The 21,204-nt window shown below is 64.5% G+C and carries 15 protein-coding genes and 1 tRNA gene; 8 read left to right on the top strand and 8 right to left on the bottom strand.

Annotated features, from left to right (window positions below):
- Position 1 precedes the first annotated feature (1 nt).
- The 3 genes from RLQ26_02740 to fghA all read left to right on the top strand — a co-directional run bounded on the left by RLQ26_02740 (position 2) and on the right by fghA (position 5,190).
- Positions 2–3,031 (top strand): PAS domain S-box protein, encoded by a 3,030-nt coding sequence (locus tag RLQ26_02740; GenBank protein ID MEQ9087641.1) that lies wholly within the window; start codon positions 2–4, stop codon positions 3,029–3,031.
- 126 nt (positions 3,032–3,157) lie between these two features.
- Positions 3,158–4,267 carry an S-(hydroxymethyl)glutathione dehydrogenase/class III alcohol dehydrogenase gene (locus tag RLQ26_02735; GenBank protein MEQ9087640.1) on the top strand — a complete coding sequence of 370 codons (1,110 nt, stop codon included), beginning with the start codon at positions 3,158–3,160 and terminating at the stop codon, positions 4,265–4,267.
- A 74-nt stretch (positions 4,268–4,341) separates the two neighbouring features.
- The gene (gene fghA / locus RLQ26_02730) at positions 4,342–5,190 is read left to right on the top strand and encodes an S-formylglutathione hydrolase (protein MEQ9087639.1); all 849 of its coding nucleotides are present in this window, start codon (positions 4,342–4,344) and stop codon (positions 5,188–5,190) included.
- A gap of 26 nt (positions 5,191–5,216) precedes the next feature.
- On the opposite strand, the gene RLQ26_02725 is transcribed toward fghA, so the two are convergent.
- The 5 genes from RLQ26_02725 to RLQ26_02705 all read right to left on the bottom strand — a co-directional run bounded on the left by RLQ26_02725 (position 5,217) and on the right by RLQ26_02705 (position 9,993).
- Positions 5,217–5,861: a hypothetical protein gene (locus RLQ26_02725; GenBank protein MEQ9087638.1), complete on the bottom strand. Its 645-nt coding sequence runs from the start codon at positions 5,859–5,861 to the stop codon at positions 5,217–5,219.
- A gap of 115 nt (positions 5,862–5,976) precedes the next feature.
- Positions 5,977–6,840, bottom strand: a complete 864-nt coding sequence (gene speE, locus RLQ26_02720) for a polyamine aminopropyltransferase (protein MEQ9087637.1) — start codon at positions 6,838–6,840, stop codon at positions 5,977–5,979.
- Entirely contained in the window at positions 6,837–7,283 is a 447-nt protein-coding gene (speD, locus tag RLQ26_02715) for an adenosylmethionine decarboxylase (protein ID MEQ9087636.1), read from the bottom strand. The genes speE and speD overlap by 4 nt, the downstream gene beginning before the upstream one ends.
- Positions 7,284–7,530: 247 nt before the next feature.
- Positions 7,531–8,949, bottom strand: coding sequence for an FAD-binding oxidoreductase (locus RLQ26_02710; protein MEQ9087635.1), 1,419 nt, complete (start codon positions 8,947–8,949; stop codon positions 7,531–7,533).
- Positions 8,950–8,973: 24 nt separating this feature from the next.
- Positions 8,974–9,993, bottom strand: a complete 1,020-nt coding sequence (locus RLQ26_02705; GenBank protein MEQ9087634.1) for an L-threonylcarbamoyladenylate synthase — start codon at positions 9,991–9,993, stop codon at positions 8,974–8,976.
- Positions 9,994–10,069: 76 nt separating this feature from the next.
- Between RLQ26_02705 and RLQ26_02700 the strand changes: the two genes are divergently transcribed.
- On the top strand, positions 10,070–10,780 hold the full coding sequence (locus tag RLQ26_02700) for an SOS response-associated peptidase (protein MEQ9087633.1): 711 nt from the start codon (positions 10,070–10,072) through the stop codon (positions 10,778–10,780).
- A 16-nt stretch (positions 10,781–10,796) separates the two neighbouring features.
- Here the strand turns inward: RLQ26_02700 and RLQ26_02695 are convergent, their stop codons facing one another.
- Together RLQ26_02695 and RLQ26_02690 are read right to left on the bottom strand one after the other, a co-directional pair.
- Positions 10,797–13,610: an EAL domain-containing protein gene (locus RLQ26_02695; GenBank protein MEQ9087632.1), complete on the bottom strand. Its 2,814-nt coding sequence runs from the start codon at positions 13,608–13,610 to the stop codon at positions 10,797–10,799.
- A 54-nt stretch (positions 13,611–13,664) separates the two neighbouring features.
- Positions 13,665–15,308: a FecR domain-containing protein gene (locus RLQ26_02690; protein MEQ9087631.1), complete on the bottom strand. Its 1,644-nt coding sequence runs from the start codon at positions 15,306–15,308 to the stop codon at positions 13,665–13,667.
- Positions 15,309–15,835: 527 nt separating this feature from the next.
- On the opposite strand from RLQ26_02690, the gene RLQ26_02685 reads away from it, so the two are divergent.
- The gene (locus RLQ26_02685; protein MEQ9087630.1) at positions 15,836–17,446 is read left to right on the top strand and encodes a ShlB/FhaC/HecB family hemolysin secretion/activation protein; all 1,611 of its coding nucleotides are present in this window, start codon (positions 15,836–15,838) and stop codon (positions 17,444–17,446) included.
- Positions 17,447–17,536: 90 nt separating this feature from the next.
- On the opposite strand, the gene RLQ26_02680 is transcribed toward RLQ26_02685, so the two are convergent.
- Positions 17,537–17,611: transfer RNA gene (locus RLQ26_02680), tRNA-Val, on the bottom strand.
- 306 nt (positions 17,612–17,917) lie between these two features.
- On the opposite strand from RLQ26_02680, the gene RLQ26_02675 reads away from it, so the two are divergent.
- The 3 genes from RLQ26_02675 (at position 17,918) to RLQ26_02665 (ending at position 21,131) form a co-directional block, all read left to right on the top strand.
- Positions 17,918–18,184, top strand: coding sequence for a FeoA family protein (locus RLQ26_02675; protein MEQ9087629.1), 267 nt, complete (start codon positions 17,918–17,920; stop codon positions 18,182–18,184).
- A complete protein-coding gene (locus RLQ26_02670) occupies positions 18,174–20,075 on the top strand; it encodes a ferrous iron transporter B (protein ID MEQ9087628.1) in 1,902 nt (633 codons plus the stop codon). Before RLQ26_02675 ends, RLQ26_02670 begins: the two co-directional genes overlap by 11 nt.
- A gap of 93 nt (positions 20,076–20,168) precedes the next feature.
- Positions 20,169–21,131, top strand: a complete 963-nt coding sequence (locus tag RLQ26_02665) for a DUF3108 domain-containing protein (GenBank protein ID MEQ9087627.1) — start codon at positions 20,169–20,171, stop codon at positions 21,129–21,131.
- The last annotated feature ends 73 nt before the right edge of the window (positions 21,132–21,204 follow it).

Here is a 21,204-nt window from a genome sequence, read left to right as displayed (position 1 = left end):
CATGATCGAATTTCAATCCTTGCCTGAACGCCTTGCGCTGGACAAAAGCGCTCCGCCGGCTGTCAACCTGGTCGATCTCCTGCACGACGCCAAGGTCGACGGGCTATTCTCCGGCGCGTTTGCCGCCCTGGCGGCGAACCTCGGCTGCGGCATCGCCGCAGTGTTCCTGACCTGGGGTCAGATCGAACGGGGGCCAGTCCTGATCTGGGCGGCTCTGCTCGCGCTGCTGAGCCTGGCGCGGGCGGGCCTCGCGCTGGCCTATCACCGCAAGACGCTGGCTGCGCCGCGCGCGCGTCATTGGGAACGCCTGTATCTTGCCGGAGCCGGCCTGTCGGGGGCGGTTTGGGGCATCGGCGGCGCCTACCTCCTCGTGCCGGACGACCCGCTGGTCCGTGCATATATCTTCGTTATCCTGGCCGGGCTCGTGGCCGGCGCCCTGGCAACGCACTCTATTCATCTCCCCGCGTTCCTGGTCTTCGCCGTGCCGGCGATCGTGCCGCCCACCGTCGTCCTGGCGCTTCAGGACAACCCCGCCCTGCAAACCATGTCGGGGCTCATGGCACTGTTCGCCCTGGCAATTTTCTGGGCGGCGCGCAGCCTGAACGCCACCGTCGGGGGCGGACTTCAGGCCGGGTTCGAAAATGCTGCCCTGGTTGACGAACTCATTCAGTCAAACCAGGAAAACGAGACATTTCGCACGCTGTTCAATGCTGCCGCCGTCATGGTGCTGATCCTCCGCACCGATGGTACCGTGAAATGGACCAACCCGCGTGTCCGGGAGGTGCTCGGTCTTTCGCCCGACAAGCTGGTCGGGCAGCCGTTTGGCGATCTTGTCCATCCCGATGATCAGCGCGTCTATCTTGAATCGCTCGCCGCGCCGGCGCAGGGGGCGCGAGTGTCCTCTCTCGAGATTCGTTGCCGGAATGCGGTCGGTGCCTACCGCTGTCTTCACTGGCGTGTATCGGCGAACCCGGCCGGGGACGAACTCTATGTCATCACGCGCGATGTAAGCGAAGAGCGCCAGGCCAACGCGGCATTGGCGCGCGAGCGAAATTTCGTGTCAGCACTTCTGGACGCGCAGGCGGCGCTGGTGACCGTACTCGACTCCAAGGGCCGGATTCTCCGCTGGAACCCGGCTTGCGAGCGGCTGACCGGATACACGGCTGCCGAAGTCGTCGGGGTTTCACCGCTTGACTTGCTGATCCCGGCGGAAAGCGAGGAAACGGTCCGCCGGGTTCTCGCCGACCTGACCCAGGGCCGGCCCCGGAATCACGCGCAGAATTACTGGCGGACCAAGGCTGGCGAGCTGCGGCTGATCGAGTTTTCCAATACCACGCTTTTCGATAAGGACGGAGGGGTCGAGTTCGTCATCTCCACGGGTCAGGATATTACCGAGCGCAACCAGGCCCAGAGAGCGCTGGAGCTGAGCGAGGCCCGCCTCGCCCACGCTCAGCGGATCAGCCGTCTGGGAAGCTGGGAATGGGATATGACGAACGACGTGGTCGTCTGGTCGGACGAGATGTACAAGATATTCGGCCGTCGCGAGGGTGAATTCGAGTTGAGTTTCAAGACCATCTCGGCCTGCGTCCATCCCGAGGACAGGGCGGCATTTGTCGAGACCTATGATCAGGCGATTCGGGAAAAGAAAGGATGCTCTCAACAATCCCGCATCCTGCTCCCGGGCGGGGCGGTCCGTCACGTCTACTCGGAATGCGAGTTCGCGCAGACCGGGAGAGACAAATCCGGCATCCTTCGTGGCATCGTCCAGGATATGACCGAGCGTCTGGAGGCGGAGCAGGCGCTGGAAGAAAGCGAAATGCGTTTCCGTGCCATATTGGAGAACGTGCCGGCCCTGGTCTTCATGAAGGATATCGAGGGCCGTTACCTTCTCGTGAACGATCGCTGGGAGGATATTTTCGGCATCCGGGTGGAAGACGCGATTGGCCGCACGGAACAGGACCTCTTTGAACAGGCAGAATTTCTGGAAGACCTTCGTCTGCACGACCGCGAGGTTCTCGCGACGCAAAAGGCGAAATCCTATGAAGAGCGGGTCACTCTCGGCGGCCAGGAGCGTGTGTTCGCGGCGGTCAAATTCCCGCTTACCGATTCGCAGGGGAATGCCTACGCGGTGGGCGGCATGGCCACCGAAATCACCGAACGCATCCGGCAGAGCGAAGCCATCGAGGCACAGGCGAAGCAGCTCGAGGAATATTCCGACCAGCTTCGCCGGTCCAATGAGCAGCTTTCGGAATCAAAGGCGAAGGCAGAGCAGGCCAATCGAGCCAAATCGGAATTCCTTGCCAATATGAGTCACGAATTGCGGACTCCGCTGAATGCCATCATCGGGTTTTCGGAAATCATGAAGGAAGCCACGCTTGGGCCGCTCGAGGAACGCTACTGCTCCTATGCGAAGGATATCTACGATAGCGGCTCGCACCTCCTGTCAGTGATCAACGATATCCTCGATCTGTCCAAGGCCGAAGCCGGGCGGCTTGAGCTCGATCTCGAAACATTCCGGATCGATGAAATCGCGGCAGGCTGTCTGCGTATGGCGTCGCGAAACCTGCGCGCGGATGAATTGCAGTTCCGCACCGAGATCGCCGAGGGGTTGCCCAAGCTCAGCGCCGACCGTCGCAAGGTGTCCCAGATTCTCATAAACCTGTTGTCGAACGCGGTAAAATTCACCGATGCGGGCGGCGTGATCACCCTCGCGGCGACGCTGACCGAGGCCGGCGCCATCCGGATTACAGTCAGCGATACCGGCATCGGCATGAAGCCGGAAGACATCCCGGTCTCTCTCGAGCCATTTTCGCAGATCGACACGGGGCTCGCCCGGCGGCACGAGGGGACCGGGCTTGGTCTGCCGCTTTCCAACCGACTGATGCAACTTCATGACGGCCAGTTTCACATCCAGTCCGAGGAGGGCCGGGGGACGACGGTGACCTTGACCTTTCCCGCCCATCGCACGGTCAACTCGCCGTCTCTCAGACTTGTCGATGTCCCGTCCGACGGGCTGACCGATCGCGCCTAGCCTTCCCCCGGCTCTCCCGTCCAGAAGGCCTATCGACAACGCCATGGTGGGGTCAGTATGGTGCCCGCGTACCCGGGGCCGCGGCGACGCGGCGAGTGAGGGAAGGCGAAAGACGGAAGGAGCATCATGGAAGTCAAGGCCGCAGTCGCCCACAAGGCGGGAGAACCGCTTTCAATCGAAACCGTCCAGCTCGAAGGCCCCCGCGAGGGCGAATGCCTCGTGGAAATCAAGGCCACCGGTGTTTGCCACACGGACGCCTTCACGTTGTCGGGCGAGGACCCGGAAGGCAACTTTCCTGCCATTCTTGGGCATGAGGGCGCCGGTATCGTGGCCGAGGTGGGGCCGGGCGTGACGTCGCTCAAGCCGGGCGACCATGTGATTCCGCTTTACGTCCCGGAATGCCGGCAATGCGAATACTGCACCTCGGGCCGGACGAATCTGTGTCAGGCCGTCCGCGAAACCCAGGGCAAGGGCGTGATGCCCGACGGCACCAGCCGGTTTTCGATCGGCAAGGACAGGCTGTTCCATTACATGGGGACATCGACCTTTTCCAATTACACGGTGGTGCCCGAAATCGCCCTCGCCAAGGTGCGTGAAGATGCTCCCTTCGAGAAGATCTGCTACATCGGCTGCGGCGTGACCACGGGCATCGGCGCCGTCATCAACACGGCGAAGGTCTGGCCCGGCGCTAATGTGGTTGTTTTCGGGCTTGGCGGCATCGGGCTCAATGTTATCCAGGGCGCGCGTCTGGTGGGCGCCAATATGATCGTCGGCGTGGATATCAACCCCAAGCGCAAGGCGCTGGCCGAGAAATTCGGCATGACCCATTTCGTTAACCCGAACGAGGTGGACGAGGATATCGTCCCCTACCTCGTCAACCTGACCAGGGGTGGCGCCGATTTCAGCTTTGAATGCGTCGGCAACGTGAAGCTGATGCGCCAGGCGCTGGAGTGCTGTCACAAGGGATGGGGTGAATCCATCATCGTCGGCGTTGCCGGCGCGGGCCAGGAGATCGCGACCCGCCCGTTCCAGCTCGTCACCGGCCGGGTCTGGAAAGGGACGGCTTTCGGTGGCGCCCGGGGACGAACGGACGTGCCCAGGATCGTCGACTGGTACATGGACGGCAAGATCAACATTGATGACCTCATCACCCACGTGATGCCGCTTGATGAAATCAACGAGGCATTTCACCTCATGCACGAAGGCGAATCGATCCGTAGCGTCATCACATTCTGATCAGCCCGAACTAGCGAACGGCGAAGCCCCTCGTACTTGCTGGGCTTCGCCGTTTCCTTATCTGGAAGGACAAGATGCCCGAAGCCCCCGAGACGATCAGCGAACAGAAGTGTTTTGGCGGCATCGCCGGTTTCTACCGCCATCCGTCATCTGTCTGTGGAACGGACATGCGGTTTGCCGTCTACCAGCCGCCGCAGGCCCGCGAGCGGCGCGTGCCGGTGGTGTTTTATCTGGCCGGCCTCACCTGCACAGAAGAAACCTTCATGATCAAGGCCGGCGCGCAGCGCCTTGCAGCCGAATACGGGCTCATGCTGGTGGCTCCCGATACCAGCCCGCGTGGCGCGGGCATCCCGGGCGAGGATGACGACTGGGATTTCGGCGCTGCAGCCGGCTTTTATCTCGATGCCACGGAATTGCCCTGGTCAAGAAATTACAACATGTACAGCTACGTCACGCAGGAGCTGAGCGACATCATCTTCGGCCATTTCCCCGCCGACGAGGCCCGGCAGGGTATCTTCGGCCATTCCATGGGGGGGCATGGGGCGCTTACGATCGCGCTCAAGAATGCCGATCGCTTCAGGTCGGTTTCCGCCTTCGCCCCCATCGTGGCGCCGATGCAGGTGCCTTGGGGGCAGAAGGCCTTTTCCGGCTATCTGGGTCAGAATCAGGCTGCCTGGCGTGCCTATGACGCGACCGAGCTGCTTGGGGAGGCAACCTTTCCCGGCACGATCCTTATCGATCAGGGCATGGATGATCAGTTTCTGGGGGCGCAACTCCGTCCCGAACTTTTCGAGGCCGCCGCGCGGGCAACGGGCCAGGCGCTCCAGTTGCGTCGCCAGCCGGGCTACGACCACAGCTATTATTTCATCCAGACCTTCATCGCCGACCACCTGGCGCATCACCACGTGGCCCTGTCACGCTAGAGGGCGCCCGCTGCGCCGGCCGTTTTCTACCTCATGTGCGGGCGGATGGTGGAACGCTGGAAATCGCGGAACATTTGCTGCGGAAAGACCGCGCGCATGGCGGCAACGATCTTGCGCTCGAAATCCTCGTCTTCCAGCCCGGAGATGTCCGCCAGCGACATATGGCTGGCGCCGATGACGGTGCTCTCGCGGCAAAAGGCGACATTGATCTTTTGTGGCCCGTCGCCATAGGCCGGCAGATTGCCGTCGCGCTGACAGAGAGATTCCACCGGCACATCCTCGTTCAGGTTGAAGAAGATCGCCAAATCGTAATCATCCCGGCTTACGCCGGTCGGCTCCTGAGAGAATTTGATCTTCCGGCCCAGCGTCGTGTCCGGGCGAATGTCGCGCGGGTAATCCCAATTTCCGAGCTGCATATGTTCGATGACTGCCGCGTCCAGTTTTTCCTTGGGCGCGTCGAAGGGATTGCCGAGGATCCGGGTCTTGACGTCCTTGCCCACGGCGGCGATGGCGAATTCGGCCACCGTATAACGCGGGGAGACATCGGTCTCCGCCTGTTCCGGCGGTTCGGGCAGCAGGATCGAGCCGGCCGAGGCCGAGCCTGCCACCAGCGTGGCGGCGGCAAAGAGCATGAGGAGAGAGCGGGGATGCTTTGTCGTGGGGGGGAACACGATAGCCTCCTTTGCTGTTGGGAGAGGGGGGACGGGCCACCCTGAGGGTCAATTGTGACGAAATCGTGGGGCCCGGGACAATGCCGCGGTTCGCCCGATCACGGTGATGTGACGATCAGTCCGTCAGACGCATCAGGCGCCGGATGCCCTCCGGCAGCGCAAAACAGGCACGGTGGATGTCCGCGTTATAGTAGCGGAGATCAAGGCCCTGCGCGTCGATCCGGGCTGCCAGTTCCGCCTGGTCCCAATTGCGGGCACCGGCGTCGAGGGCTGCCCAGGCCAGGGTCATGGCGCCACCGTAATAGGTGGGCACCGGCGCGAGATAGAAGGTGACGTCGGCGAATAGCGGGTGAAGGCGGCGATAGCTGGTCGTCACCTCGTCGCCCTGAAAGAACGGTACCCCGTTCTGCGCCACCATGATGCCCCCGGGGCTGAGGCGTTTCCGGCAGTTGCCGTAAAAGGTCTCGCCGAACAGCACTTCCGCCGGCCCGATCGGATCCGTCGAATCGCTGATGATGACGTCGAATTCGCCGGCACTTTCGGCGACATATCTGGCGCCGTCGCCGATAATCAGCTCGGTTCGCGGATCGTCGAATGCATTGTTGGAAATGCCCGGCAGGTAGGTCCGGCATATGTCGACCACGCCACCGTCCAGCTCCACCATGACGGCCTTCTCGACGTCATGCTTGAGCACTTCTTCAAGGATGCCGCCATCGCCGCCACCGATGATCAGAACCCGCCGCGCCCGCCCGTGGGCAAACAGCGGCACGTGTACCATCATCTCGTGATAGATGTGTTCATCCGCCTCGGTTGTCTGGACGATGTCATCCAGAAACAGGACGCGGCCCAGCCGGCTGTTCTCGATGATGCGGATCTTCTGGAATCCGGTTTCGCCCTCGTACAGGACCCTGTCGGCGACAAAACCCTGCCGCACATCGTCGTAAAGGGTCTCGTCGTACCAGCGCGGGGACGGCGTCAACGGATCGGGTCGGGGTCTGTTACGGGGCGCGGCCCGGCCAGGCCGATGACCCCGCGTTTCTGGTCGGAAATCTGCATCGTGCGCGGGCCAAGTTGTTCCTGCAGCACGGCGATTGCCTTGAGCGGATCGCAGCCGCCGCACATGAACACGTCGATAGCGGCGAATTCGCGTTCCGGCCAGGTGTGGATCGAGATATGGGATTCCGCCAGCACGGCGACGCCCGAAACGCCGGAGCCATCACCGAAATGGTGCAAATGGATGTGCAGCAGGGTTGCCTTCGCGGCCGAGACGGCGCTGCGCAGCGCCGCTTCGATGTAGTCGAGGTCGCTCAGATGGGTGGCGCCCCAGAAATCCGCAAGCACATGCGCGCCCGCGAATTTGAGCCCGTCACGGGTGATGAAATAGTCCGGCCCGTGATCGATGACGGCGTGCTGATCAGGCACAGCGGACGCCGGAGAAGAGGTTGCTACGGCGTTCAAGGTGCCAGTCCGAGGCGCGGTGCTCTTGTTCTCTTCGCGCAATTTGGCGACGTTGGTGCTCTTTGCCAATTCGGCGTCTCCATGACTGGGGAAATGATTGGCGCCCCGGGGAAAACGGCCCCGTTTTTGGACGAATTGACCCGCCAATGCAAGCCAAATAGAGGCTTTTTTGTGACAGTCGGCGTCCCGGTGCCGGCGGGACAACGCACTGTTAATCAAAGATCTTTCCGGGATTCAAGAGGCCGGCCGGATCAAGGGCGGCCTTGAGGCGGCCCATAAGCTCGATTTCGAGTTCCGATTTATGCCGGTCCAGCGCCCGCCGTTTGGTCAGTCCGACGCCGTGCTCGGCGCTGAAGCTGCCGCCCAGGCCGACCGCAATGGCGTCGATGGCTTCGTTCACCTCGTCCCAGCGTGCCAGGAAATCCGCCGCCACGGCCCCGACGGGCTGGCTCAGGTTGAAATGAATATTGCCGTCGCCAAGATGACCGAAGACGACGGGGCGTACGCCCGGCGCCAGCGCCGCCGCCCGCTCCAGCGCCTCGCGGATGAAGGTGTCGATGCGGTCGATCGGCACGGAAATATCATGCTTGATACTCGCGCCCTCGGGCTTCTGGGCTTCGGGAATGGTCTCGCGCAGGCGCCAGAACTGTTCCGACTGGGTCTCGCTCTGTGCCAGGGCCGCATCGGTCACGAACTCACGCTCGAAAGCATCGCCAAGGATATTTTCCAGTCGTTCCCGAAGCGAGGTCTCGGCGTCCTCGGACGCGAGCTCGATGAGGACGTAATGCGCGTGCCGTTCGGCCAGCGGCGCCCGGGTGCCCGGCACGTGTGCCAGCACCATCTCAAGCGCCGGCCCCGCGATATATTCGAAGCCCGTCAGCGCGCCGCCCGCCCGCGCGCGTGTCAGCCCGAGGAGCGCGAGCGCGGCCGGGACATCCCGTACGGCGGCAATCGCCGTCGCACGTTGCCGGGGCAGCGGAAAGAGGCGGAGTGTCGCCGCGGTGATGATGCCGAGCGTGCCCTCGGAGCCGAGAAAAAGCTGTTTGAGATCATAGCCGGTATTGTCCTTGCGCAGTTTGCGGAGCCCGTGCCAGATGCGGCCGTCGGCCAGGACCACTTCGAGGCCGAGCACCAGGTCGCGTGCGTTGCCGTAGCGCAGCACATTCGTGCCGCCGGCATTGGTCGAGAGATTGCCGCCGATCTGGCAACTGCCTTCGGCCCCGAGCGACAGCGGGAAAAGCCGGTCGTGTTCCCGCGCCGCTTCCTGGATGTCGGCGAGAATGCAGCCCGCCTCCACCGTCATGGTATCGCCGACGGTATCAATCTCACGCACATGGCGCAGCCGTTCGAGGCTAAGGAGGATGCCCGGCCGGTCGCGCGTGACGACGGCGCCGCCGACCAGGCCGGTATTGCCGCCCTGGGGAATGACGGCGCACCGGGCCTCGGCACAGATGAAGACGGTCTCCGCCACCTCGTCGGCGGTTGCCGGCCGCGCCACGAAAGGCGCCACGCTTTCATAGCGCCCGCGCTGCTCACTCAGATAGCGCTCGAGCAAGGCCGGTTCGCGAATGATCCCTCGGGGGCCGAGGCGGTCGGAAAGGCGGCCGGCCAGTGCGTCCATATCCGTCATTCTCGCTCCCCAGGTCGCGGCCAGTCAGCCCCTGGCCGGGTCCGGCATGGCGCCCCGCGCGAGCCGGTCGTTGATCGCCAGGCCCAGTCCGCGACGGGGCACGGGCATGACGGCGATCCGGCTGGCGCCTGCCGCATCCAGTTCTCTTAACATGGCAAACAGGTTGCTGGCAGCCTCCTCCATGTCACCCGACGGGCTCAGGTTGCGCTGGGCCTTGCCGCCGGGCGTTGCCGGGTCGAGCGGGCCGAAGGCGAGGAGCGCTTCGTCAGGACCGGCCTCCGTGGCCTCGAGGCGGAGCGGCGTCCGCGGGGCATAATGCCGCGCCAGCAGGCCTGGCGACCGGCGGGGGCTCGAAGCATCGGGCCCGCCGGGCTCCGGAAGCGCCACGGGGATTTTCAGGACCGCCTCGAGGGCCTCGCGGGTGATTGCCCCGGGGCGGAGCAGGACCGGCCGGTCGCCCGACAGGTCGAGGACCGTCGATTCGAGGCCAATCTCGCTTGGCCCGCCATCCAGGATCAGCGAGACCCGGCCGTCCAGCCCGGCCGCCACATGCTCGGCCCGGGTCGGGCTGAGCTGTCCGGAGGGGTTGGCGCTGGGCGCGGCGATCGGGTGCGGCACCCGTTCCAGCAGCGCCCTGGCCACCGGGTGGGCGGGGGCGCGGATGGCGAGTGTGTCGAGACCCGCGCTGGCCAGGAGGCTGACGGGGCAGGACGGCACACGGGGCAGGACGAGTGTCAGGGCGCCCGGCCAGAAGGCGGCGGCGAGCTTCCGTGCGTCCCCGTCCAGGCGGACGAATTTTCCGGCTTCGGCCGCGTCCGGCACGTGGATGATGAGTGGGTTGAAGCTGGGACGGTCCTTGGCTGCGAAGATCCGGGCCACGGCTGCGTCCCGGGTAGCGTCGGCGCCAAGCCCGTAGACGGTTTCGGTCGGGAAGGCGACGAGTTGGCCGGCCGCGAGCAGTTCGGCCGCGCGGTCCAACGCGGCATTATCGGCGAAAAGAATCGGCGGCTCGCCAGTCTTGATCCTGTGGGGACGGGGAGTCATGCAGTTCTTGTATGGCGCTGCCCCGGCGGCTGCAATAGAAGAGACGTGAAGCCCCGCGCGCAGCATGAGAGGAGCCATGTGCGGACGCTATACCCTGACAGCGCCGGTGGACGCGGTGCGCCGGTACTTCGGCGTTTCGGGACCGGTGCCCAATCTTTACCCGCGCTATAACCTGGCCCCCACGCAGGATGCGCCGGTGATCGGCCTCGCTCAGGGCGGGCAGCGCGAATTTCGCATGATGCGTTGGGGCCTCGTCCCAGGCTGGGCGAAGGATGCGGCGATCGGCGCCCGGATGATCAATGCCCGGATTGAAACCCTGTCGGAAAAACCCGCTTTTCGCCAGGCCTACAGGAAGCGGCGCTGTCTTGTCCCGGCGGATGGGTTCTTTGAGTGGCGCGTGAGCGAGGCATCCCCGGCCGGGGGCGATGCCGGCAAGGAGCCGCTTCTGATCCGCCGGGCGGACCGCAGCGTTTTCGCCTTCGCCGGGCTCTGGGAAGCATGGACCGGGCCGGATGGCCAGGGCCTGCGGAGCTTCACGATCGTGACCGCTCCGGCAAGCCCGTTTCTCGCCCGGTTCCACCACCGCATGCCGGTGATGCTGGATGAGGCGGGCGGGGCGCGTTGGCTCGATCCCGACGCGAAAGCACCGGCCGCGATCCTGAGGGATCATTTTCTCGCCGATGAGCTGCTCGAGGCTGTTCCGGTTTCCCGCCGGGTCAACCGACCGGCTCATGATGATCCCGGCGTGCTGGAGCCGGTCGGGCCGGCCCTGCGCGCGGCGGCCTGACGGACGGGCAGGATTTCTAGGCGGTCCGCAGGAACGGTACGGCGTCGCCGGAATCGGGCGTCCCGTCGTCGGCGCCGTTGGCCCGTGCCCGGTTCCAGGCCAGGAGATCGGCCACACCGAGCGCCTTGCTGTAAAAATAACCCTGTCCGATGTCGCATCCCCAGCTCTTGAGCGTGTCCACGACGCCGGCCGTCTCGATGCCTTCGGCGACCGCCGCCAGCCCCAGGTTGTGGGCGAGCTCCACAGTGGATTTGACGATCACGCGGTCGTTTTCGTTGGTTTCCATGTCGAGGACGAAGGACTTGTCGATTTTGATCTCATCGACCGGAAGTTGCTTCAGATAGGCAAGCGATGAATACCCCGTCCCGAAATCGTCGATCGCCAGCCTCACTCCCAACCGGTCCAGCTCCTCGATCACGCGGCGCGACGAGGCCGGGTCTTGCATGATCGCGCTTTCGGTGATTTCAAGCGTGATCCGGCCGGCATCCACATTGCATTTTGTCAGCGCGTTCCGAATACGTTTCGGCAGGCCGATATCGAGGAGGCTTCGCGTGGACAAGTTGATGGCCATGTTGAGCGGCGCTGCCGTTTCATCGAACTGCTCGAGATCACGAAGCGCGCGCATCAGAACCCAGTCGGTCAACTGATCGATCAGGCCGGATTGTTCGGCCATGCCGATGAACTCGTCAGGCGCAATGAAGCCGAGTCGCGGGTGAGTCCAGCGCAGCAGCGCCTCGACGCCGTAAATCCTGTCGTTTTCAAGAGAAATCTTGGGCTGGTAATGCAGGTCGAGCTGGTCCTGCTCCAGGGCCGATCGCAGCTCGCCCATCAGGGTCAGGTTGCGAACGCTGTTCCTGTCCCGATCGGGATCGTAGAACTCGTAAGGGTGGCGCAGTTCTTTCGCGAGGTACATCGCGACATCGGCTTTCCGCAACAGCTCAGAAGGCAGATTTCCGTGCTGCGGGTAAAGGGTGATTCCGACGCTGACCCCTACGGTCAATGTGTAACCCTCGCACTCGAAAGGCGCATCCAGCGCCGCGCCGACCGTCTTGGCCACCGCGGCTGCCCGAACTTCGTTCGCACCGGGCAGAAGTACCGCAAATTCGTCGCCCCCGATGCGGGCCAGAACGTCGTCCCGGCTCAACGTGTCACTCAGCCTGTCGCAGACCATGCGCAGGAGGACGTCTCCCACATGATGGCCGAGTGTGTCATTGACTTCCTTGAAGCGGTCAAGGTCGAGCAACAGGACCGCGAAGCTTCCGCTCTCTTCGTCGGTCATCTCGCGGACCGTTCCCATGCGCTGAAACAAGAAGGTCCGGTTGGGTAGATCCGTAAGGGCGTCGTGCAGGGCCTGATGTTCGAGCTGCGCCTCGCGCTTCAGCCGCTCCGTAATGTCCCGGGCGAAGGCGACATACCGCCGGCCCTGCTCCATCTCGGCCGGCTGGATCGCCAATTCCACCGAAACCTGGCTGCCGTCCGCCCGCTGCGCCACCGAGATCCGCCGTCCCGAGAACCGTTCGCCGGGCGCCAGGCGGACAGCCCCGAAATTGGGGAAGATCGTGCTCACGTGATTGCCGCGAAATTCCCGGTTTTCGAGCCCGAGCAGTTGAATGGCGGCAGGATTAAGGGTTTCGAGCCGCAGATCCTCGTTCAGCACGATGATCGCGTCCAGACTGGCATCGACGACCTCGCGGGCGAAGTTTCGGCTCTTCGTAAGAGCCACCGATTGCGCCATGAGCTTGACGCTCTGCCAGTCCACCCGTCCCGCAAAGGCAAATCCCATGACCAGGAAAATTTCGGCGATGACCGCCGCCTGCGGCGTCAGGGTGCTGGCGCCAAGATAAAGAAACGCGCTGCCGGTCAGGAGGACCGCGATGGCGGCGATCGAGACGACGATGGCAGTCGACCCGCGCACACGCTGGAAGATGGCCGAGAAGGCAAGCGCGACGAGAAGCAGGAAAATCGCGTAGGCGGCAAAGGGGACCGTCGCCAGCACCCGGTTCTGGAGGATCGTTTCCAGTGCGATGGCCTGAAATTCGGGGCCCGGGATAACTTTCCAGCGCGGCACCGGGATGCGGTCACCCAGCTCGATGGCGGTGGCACCGACGATGACCGTCTTGCCGGCAATCTGGGCCGGCTCGAAATTACCATTGAGCACATCGGCATAGGACAGCCGCGGCAGCGTGCCGTGATCAATCGAAAAGTCGATCCCGAGCGGCGCGGGGTCGAGGATCAGCCGGCCGGCCAATGCTACCGGAAAGGACGGGACCAGCCCGGAGGGCCAGGTCTCAAAGGGTTGGATCGCGAGGACCCGCCCGTCGGCGTCGGGCATGATGGAAACAGTGGCCAGGCTGGCGTGAGCCATCAGGGCCGGTAGCGGCTTCGTGTATGTCAGGTCGATCAGGCTATCGCTTGCCCAGCGTGTCTGGCGGTGGCCCGGGAGGACGATCTGGGCTTCCGCCTCGGCCAGGGCCGCGGCCAGGGCGGCGTCTTCATTCTCGCGCGAGGGTGAGCTGAAATCGATGTCGAGCCCGATGCGCACGGCGCCGGCGGCATCCAAGCGGCGGACCAGTTCGGCGTGAACACTGCGAGGCCAGGGCCATACGGCCATCTCGCCGAGGCTCTTACTGTCGATGCCGACGACAACGAGGTCACCCGACGCCGGCCGATTGGCCGCGGCGAAAAGGAATTCCTGGTAGATCCGGTCAACCGGTCGAAACAGGCCGAATATCTCGAGGCCGAGACAGAGGGCAAAAACGGCAAGGCCGCCTTTGTGCAGCGTCCAGCCCTGCTGCCCGGCATCCGGGCTGCGCCTGCGCATTCGGGTCATGTGATGTCCCGGGAAAGAGCGGTGAATTCTGGCAAGGCCGGCCCGGCGCTGGGCTCAGCCCTTGCCATTGCCATTGCCATTGCCACCGTTGCCCCCGCCACCGTTGCCATTGCCGGGGTTGCTATTGCCACCTCCCGGGCCACCTCCCGGGTTGCCGAGGCCGCCATTGCCATTGCTGTTGCTGTTGCCATGGCCATTGAAGCCAGTCTGCGCGTTGCCGCCGGCGTTGCTGTTTCCGCCGCCAAGGCCGCCGACGTTGCCGTTGCCGTTGCCATTGCCGGCGCCGTTGCCGGCACCCAGGCCGTTGCCAGCACCCAGGCCGTTGCCGCCGGCGTTGCTGTTTCCGCTGCCAAGGCCACCGACATTGCCATTGCCATTGCCATTGCCGGCGCTGTTGCCCGCACCCAGGCCGTTGCCGCCGGCGTTGCTGTTTCCGCCGCCAAGGCCGACGTTGCCATTGCCATTGCCGGCGCCGTTGCCGGCACCCAGGCCGTTGCCGCCGGCGTTGCTGTTTCCGCCGCCAAGGCCACCGACATTGCCATTGCCATTGCCATTGCCCCCGCCGTTGCCGTTGCCGCCGGCATTGCCGCCGGAACCGAGGCCGCTGGTGCCCTGGCCAACGGATACAGCCTGCCCGACACCGCTTTCCGAGCCCTTAATGCCGCCCGTTCCGAGGCCGTTTTTAGGGCCATGTCCGAGGCCATTCGTGCCGGTTCCGCGGGCGCCGGCGCGGTCGCCCGCCCGCCGTTCGCCGGTCTTGCGCCCGTCGCCCGCGTCGACGAAGGCCGCGAGGCTGAACTCGCCGGGGAAAATGTCTCCCGGCTTGGCGTTCATCAGGATCGTGGCGGCGTGGGAGTATTTCTCGCTCACGGCGCGAATTGTCCGGCCATTGTTCCGGATCTTGATCCTGGAGCCGGAAGCGGCCGCGTCCTTGCCCTTCTTCTCCGCGGCCGACACGGCCTGCCCGGCGCCGACCTTCTCCTTGGCCGCCGTGTCGTCATTGTCGTCGCCGTCCTTGTCGGCCAGTTGGCCGGCCGCGGTGCCGCCGGCTGGCGGGTTTGTGGCATCCTGGCGCTCGATCTGGAGTGTCGCGCCTGGCGAGTTGTGGATTCGGGCCACATCGCCGGCGCTCAACAGACCATTGCCGGTCGTCAGGGGCGAGGCCACGGCCACGAGGCCTTCGGTTACGCGAACACTGGCATTGTCGCTCGCCGCGTCGACGCGAAAGGTCGTGCCTTTCACCACGGCGGCGAGAAAGGGCGTCTCGACGCCGAAATCCTTGAGCTCGGCCGCGCGCTGCTTCACCTTGTAGATTGCGGACCCGATGCTTTGCACGATCCGGTACGCGGTGCCGGCCTCGGCTGTCTTGGGCAGAGTAAGCTTTGTCCGGGGGCTGAGGGTGATCCTGGAGGTGCCGTGGGTGAGCACGGCCCGGGTATCGGCATCGGTCGCAATTTCATCGCCGCCGCCAAGGACCGCGCCCGGCTCCAGCGCCAGGCGCACGCCGTCGGCGCGCGTGATCGTCCCTGTGCCGTCGACGCTCTGGACCTGCCAGGCGGGATCGGCCGCGAGAGCCGTCTGGCCGGCCACCAGCAGAGCCACCAGCCAGGCGGTGGCGAGCGCCATCCGCAGGTGCCCGGCGCCATCCCGCAGGATGGCGCGGGAACCGGTGTTCTGATCTCGGCAAAGGAACCGCATCGTTTTCCTCCAGTACTCGGTCTGGCAGTACTCGGTCTGGCCAGGCCGCGCCGGGTCCGACCGCTCCACCAAAAAAGGGGAAAACACGCTATGCAGTCAAAATAAAATAATTCGTATTTTTATTACTAGTTTACGAAAAGTATTTACTTATTTAATATTCATTTATCTAAAATTTTATATAAATCCCGGCCTTAAGATTTGGGCGCGGCGCGGCGCCACGGAAAAGGGGACTCGTGGTTAACCCTTTGTCAGGGGCCGGCGACTAGGCTGGCGGCCCGGTCGGGGGGCCGGCGCGGTTAAAGACCGGGACGGAGGCTTGGCCCGGGCGCGCCAATTTTGGGGGGAATATGGTTAACCGTGCGCATGGCCGTGTAGGGCGCGTTTTTCTGCGGTTTTTCGGTAAGACCTTTTCTCTGCCCGGCGGCCCCGGCCGGAAAAGTCCCGAAAAACCGCCGGGTCGGGCGGCCCGCCGGGTCTGTGGCCTGGCTCTCGCTCTCTGCCTCGCCCTCCTCGAGGCGGTCCCGGCCATGGCGCAGCAGGCGGTCAACTCTGCCTCACCCGGCCAGATCGACAAGCGCTTCGCGGTCGAACCGACCCGACCGATGCCCACCGGCCCGGACATGGCGCCGACCGGGCCGGCGCCGGGGGTGCCGGACACGGCGCTCGGCTTCACGGTCAAGTCGCTCCAAATCCAGGGCGCCAGTATTTTGACCGATGCAGATCGCGAGATGTTGGCGGATTTGCTGGTTGGCAGAGAACTTACGCCCGCGCGCCTCAATGAGGCTTTGGCGGCGCTGACACGGCTCTACCGTGAAAAAGGCTATTCGCTCAGCCGGGGTGCGCTGCAGGACACCGATCCCGTGGCCGGTAGCGTCACGCTCCGCGCGATCGAGGGATATATCGACAATATCGTGATCGAGGGCCAGGTCGAGGGCTCGGCCGCGCTGATCGAATCCTACCTCAGGGCAATCACCGGCAGGGCGCCCATTGGCAATCGCGAGCTGGAGCGCGCCGTGCTGCTCGTTTCCGACCTGGCGGGCGCTACGGTCCGGCCGCTCGTCGAACCATCGGAAACAGGCGAGGGGGCCTTTAACCTCGTGCTGCTGATGGAACATCGCGACAGTTCCGGCTTCGTGCAGTTCGACAATCGGGGAACCCGCTTCAACGGGCGCTTTCAGCTTTGGGGCGGGGTGACGCTGAACTCGCCGCTGGGTTTCTACGAGAGTGTCGATGTGCGCTACGTTACGGTAACCCAGACCGAAGAGCTCCGGTTTGCCAGTCTCTTCTACCGCCAGCCCCTGGGCGGCGACGGGCTGGTGGCGAGCTTCGCCGCCAGCCACGGCGACAGTGAGCCGGGTTTTACACTGGAAAATCTCGGCGTGGAAAATGTCAGCCTTCGGTTCGAGCTCGGCCTTTCCTACCCGATCATTCGCTCCCGGTCGGAAAACCTTTATTTCAATGGCCGGTTCACCTATCGCGATACCGACAGCGAGCGCTTCGAAGAGCTGCGTCTGTTCAAGGACCATCACCGTGTCCTCGGGCTTGGCCTGTATTACGGGACGCGCGATCCGTGGGACGCAGATCTCAGCGCCAGTTTCGAAATCAGTCAGGGCCTCGACGCCTTCGGCGCCTCTGGCCGTGACGGCCTCAATCTGAGCCGCTTTCGGGGACGGTCGGATTTCACCAAGGCGACGGTGTTCCTGTCCCGTTACCAGCGGTTCTGGGAGCGTGTCGGCCTTTACTGGGCGGCGCGCGGCCAGTGGGCGGCCCATCGCCTGCTGGAATCGGAACTCGCGGGATTTGGCGGCAGCCGTTTTGGCCGCGCCTACGACCCGTCGGAAATTCTCGGCGATGACGGCGTTGGAACCGAGGTCGAGCTGCAACTGGACGCACCCGCCTGGGAGCCTTATCTCACGGGCGTGACCTTTTACGGGTTCTATGATGTCGGCGCGACCTGGCTCAAAGGCGGGCTCGGGCGGCAGTCGATGGCATCCGCGGGGGCCGGCCTGCGCCTGGGGCTCGGCGCCCATCTTTACGCCACGGTGGAGGGCGCCCAGCCATTGACCCGGCCGGTCTTCGCCGAGGGCAGCGCTGGTGACGACCCGCGGGTCTTCTTCACCCTGCGCGCCTATTATTAGTCCCCGCGCATATCAGCCGGCCGGACAGCGCGCCGCGCGGCGGCCTGGCCGGGTCACTCGGCCAAGCAACCTGGCCAGGTGGCGGGGAGATGGTGGGCGCGGCTGGGATTGAACCAGCGACCTCTCGCGTGTGAGGCGAGCGCTCTCCCGCTGAGCTACGCGCCCGGCCCGGTGTCGCGCGCTGCCAGGGGCGGGCTGGGGTCCGCATATAAGGGGGCGGATTTTCCCCTGTCAAGAAATCGCCGTCCGGGGCGGCCGCCCGTTGCCGTCCGATCCCGCCAGACCCCGAAAAGCGGCCTTTGACCTCCTGAAATAGGGCTGTGTGCCGGCGCCCGATGTGATATGCCTCTCGGTCGGCGCCAGACTGCAAATGATTTTCATTTTCAGAGTGGCCCGAGATATGCTGGATCAGGCAGATCCCGGGTGAAGCCGGGGAAAGCGGGCTCCCGCGCGAGCCCGCAGGAGGGACATTTGGCGACCCTGAGCGAAAATACGGTTTGTCTCGCCGATCTGAGGCCGGGCGCCCGGGGGCGCATTGCCGCGATCCTGCTCGACGCGGCGCGCGCCGAGGTCGCTAATCGCCTGCGCGAAATGGGATTTATCGAGGATGCGCGCATTGTGGTCTTGCATGAAAGCCCGTTCGGCCATGACCCGATCGCGGTCAAGATCGACGACGTCCGCGTCGCGCTTCGCCGCGTGGAGGCAGCCTCGATACTGGTAAGCCTCGATGAAGACTGATCCGCAACCCGATATCCGGCCTCTGCGTCTGGCGCTGGTGGGCAATCCCAACAGCGGCAAGTCGGCCCTGTTCAACACGCTGACGGGCGCGCGCCAGAAAGTCGGCAATTATCCGGGTGTGACCGTGGAGCGCCGCGCCGGCGCGTTCACCCTGAAGGCCGAATCGGGCGCACCCATCCAGGTGGAAGCCGTCGACCTGCCCGGCACCTACAGCCTCGATCCGAAAAGCCCGGACGAACAGATCGCGCGGAACGTCATCCTGGGTGATCAGCCGGGCGAAGCCCGGCCCGATCTCATTCTTTGCGTTGTCGATTCGACCAACCTGCGCCGCCACCTGCGTTTCGTGCTCGAACTGAAGCAACTGGGCGTGCCGCTCGTCATTGCGCTGAACATGGCCGATCTGGCGGAACGCGACCGGATCGATATCGATGCGGCCGAACTGTCGCGCGAGTTGGGCCTGCCGGTGGTCCCCACCGTGGCAGTGCGCAAGGCTGGCGTCGGCGCGCTTCTCGATCAACTGGCGGCGAGCGCCGCCGAGCTGGCGGTCCGCGCCGTTCCCCCGCCGGGGAAGCCGCCCAGCCCGGCCGATCTGCCGTCACTGCAGCGTGAGGCGCGCGCTCTGGCCGAACGGGTCACGCTCTCGGAAGGGATCGAACACCGGCTGACCCGCCTTGCTGACACTGTGGTGCTGCACCGGCTCATCGGGCCGCTCCTCCTGTTTGCGCTCTTGTTTTTCATGTTCCAGGCAGTCTTTGCCTGGGCAGAGACACCGATGACCTGGATCGACGACGGCATCGTCGCCCTGCAGGGGATCACCGCAGCCACCCTGCCAGCCGGCTATCTCCAGAGCCTGATTGTGGACGGTGTTCTGGCCGGCGCCGGCAGCGTGGTGATCTTCCTGCCGCAGATTCTGATCCTGTTCGCCTTCATCCTCGTGCTTGAAGCGACAGGCTACATGGCGCGCGCGGCCTTCATCATGGATCGCCTGATGGCCGCGGTCGGTCTCAATGGCCGGGCCTTCATTCCGCTTCTCTCGAGCTTCGCCTGCGCCATCCCCGGCATCATGGCTGCACGCACGATCGCCCACCCGCGCGACCGTCTTACCACGATCCTGGTGGCGCCGCTCATGACCTGCTCGGCCCGGCTGCCGGTCTACACCCTGATCATCGCCGCCTTCATCCCCAGCGAGACCGTCTGGGGCGGCATCGGCCTGCAGGGGCTCGTCATGTTCACGCTCTATATCGCGGGGATCGTCAGCGCACTCGCCGTCGCCGCCGTGCTGAAGCGCACCGTGACGCGCGGCCAGCCACAGGCGCTTCTCATGGAACTCCCCAAATATCAGATTCCGGGCCTGCGCGACCTCGCCCTCGGCCTGTGGGAGCGGGCGCGAATCTTCCTCGTCAGGGTAGGTAAGATCATTCTCACGGTGATGGTCGTCCTCTGGGGGCTCGCCTCCTTTCCGGCACCGCCGCCCGGCGCGACGGATCCGGCCATCTTTTACAGTTTCGCGGGCCAGATCGGCCAGGCGTTGCACACGGTGTTCGCGCCCATCGGCTTCAATTGGGAAATTTCCATCGCCCTCGTCCCCGGCATGGCGGCGCGCGAAGTAGCCGTCGCCGCGCTGGGGACCGTCTACGCGCTGAGTGGCCCCGACGGCGCGGTAGTTGAAAGCCTGGCGGCCACGCTTCGGACGGCCTGGAGCCTGCCCACGGCACTTGCCTTTCTCGCCTGGTACGTGTTTGCGCCCCAATGCCTCTCGACCCTCGCCGTGACGCGGCGCGAGACCAATAGCTGGCGCTGGCCTCTGTTCATGGCGGCTTATCTCTTTGCGCTGGCCTATCTGGCGGCTTTCGTGACTTTCCACGCCGCCAGCTACCTGACCGGGCTCTAGCGCCGGGGGCTGTTGGCCTGGCGGGACGAAATAGGCTAAGCTCCGCTGGCGGAAAAGAAACTGCAAGAGAACGCGCGGGAGGCGCTGTCGCCCATGCGGCGGCCGGAACACCAGAAAACTGGTGGCACGAAAGACAACGGGCGTGGCGTCTGCCGCGCCAGAGGGCGGGTCGTGCTCGCGACCCTCTGCCTGATTTTCGCATCGGCCGGTACAGGCCTCGCCACGACGTTCCTCGATCTCGACGGCGACCTTCCCGGACTGCGTGCCGGAGAACTGACAGGCGACAGCCGCAATATCTCGCTACGTTACGAAATCACCGTCTCGGGCGTTTATGCGCTCTCGTTCGCGGCAGATATCGAACTTGCCGATCAGGCCTATCAGATGGAGACCGCGGCCGAGACCATCGGTGTCATCGGGGCGCTCTACTCATGGCGGATGAACGCGCTGTCGACGGGGCTGGTCGAGTCCGATCGCCTGCGCCCGCAGAACCATCGCACCAACAGTTTCTGGAAAAACAAGAGCCGCACCGTCTATCTCTCTTATGACGGTGAAGGCAATGTGACGACGAATGCGGTACCGCCGGCCTATCTGGACGAGCGCGACGAGGTGCCGCCGGAGATGATCCGCAACACAGTCGACCCGATGAGCGGTGTTCTGGCCGCGGTCGAGTTTCTGGATGACACACAGAGCTGCAAGCTGACGGTCCCGGTCTATGACGGGCGTCGGCGCTACGACCTCGTTTTTGACGAGGCGCCGCCAGCCCCGCTTGAGCGGCCCGGGATCGAGCAATTGAATGCGACCGACGTCAAGCCCTGCCGACTTCAGATGAATCAGATCACCGGCTTCTGGCGCAGCCCCGACGTCAAGGGGCGCTATCCGTTGGACGGCCGCGTCTGGATGGGCAAGATTCTCGAAGCCGTACCGCCGGTGCCGCTCAAGATCGAATACGAGGGTCGCCACGGGCTGGTGGAAATCCATCTCGTCCGGGTCGCCAGCGGGCAGTATTACCGCGACCTGCCGGTGGAGATAGAGGGCAGTTTTCTCGGCCTGTTCTGACCACCGGCCCGCTGCCGGCAGGTGCCTTTCCCTTTTCCTTTCCGATCTCCTTTGCTAAGTGTGTCAGGGCCTT

This window comes from Alphaproteobacteria bacterium (genome assembly GCA_040220875.1).
GTDB lineage: Bacteria > Pseudomonadota > Alphaproteobacteria > JAVJVX01 > JAVJVX01 > JAVJVX01.
This window is presented reverse-complemented; position numbering and strand designations above follow the sequence as displayed.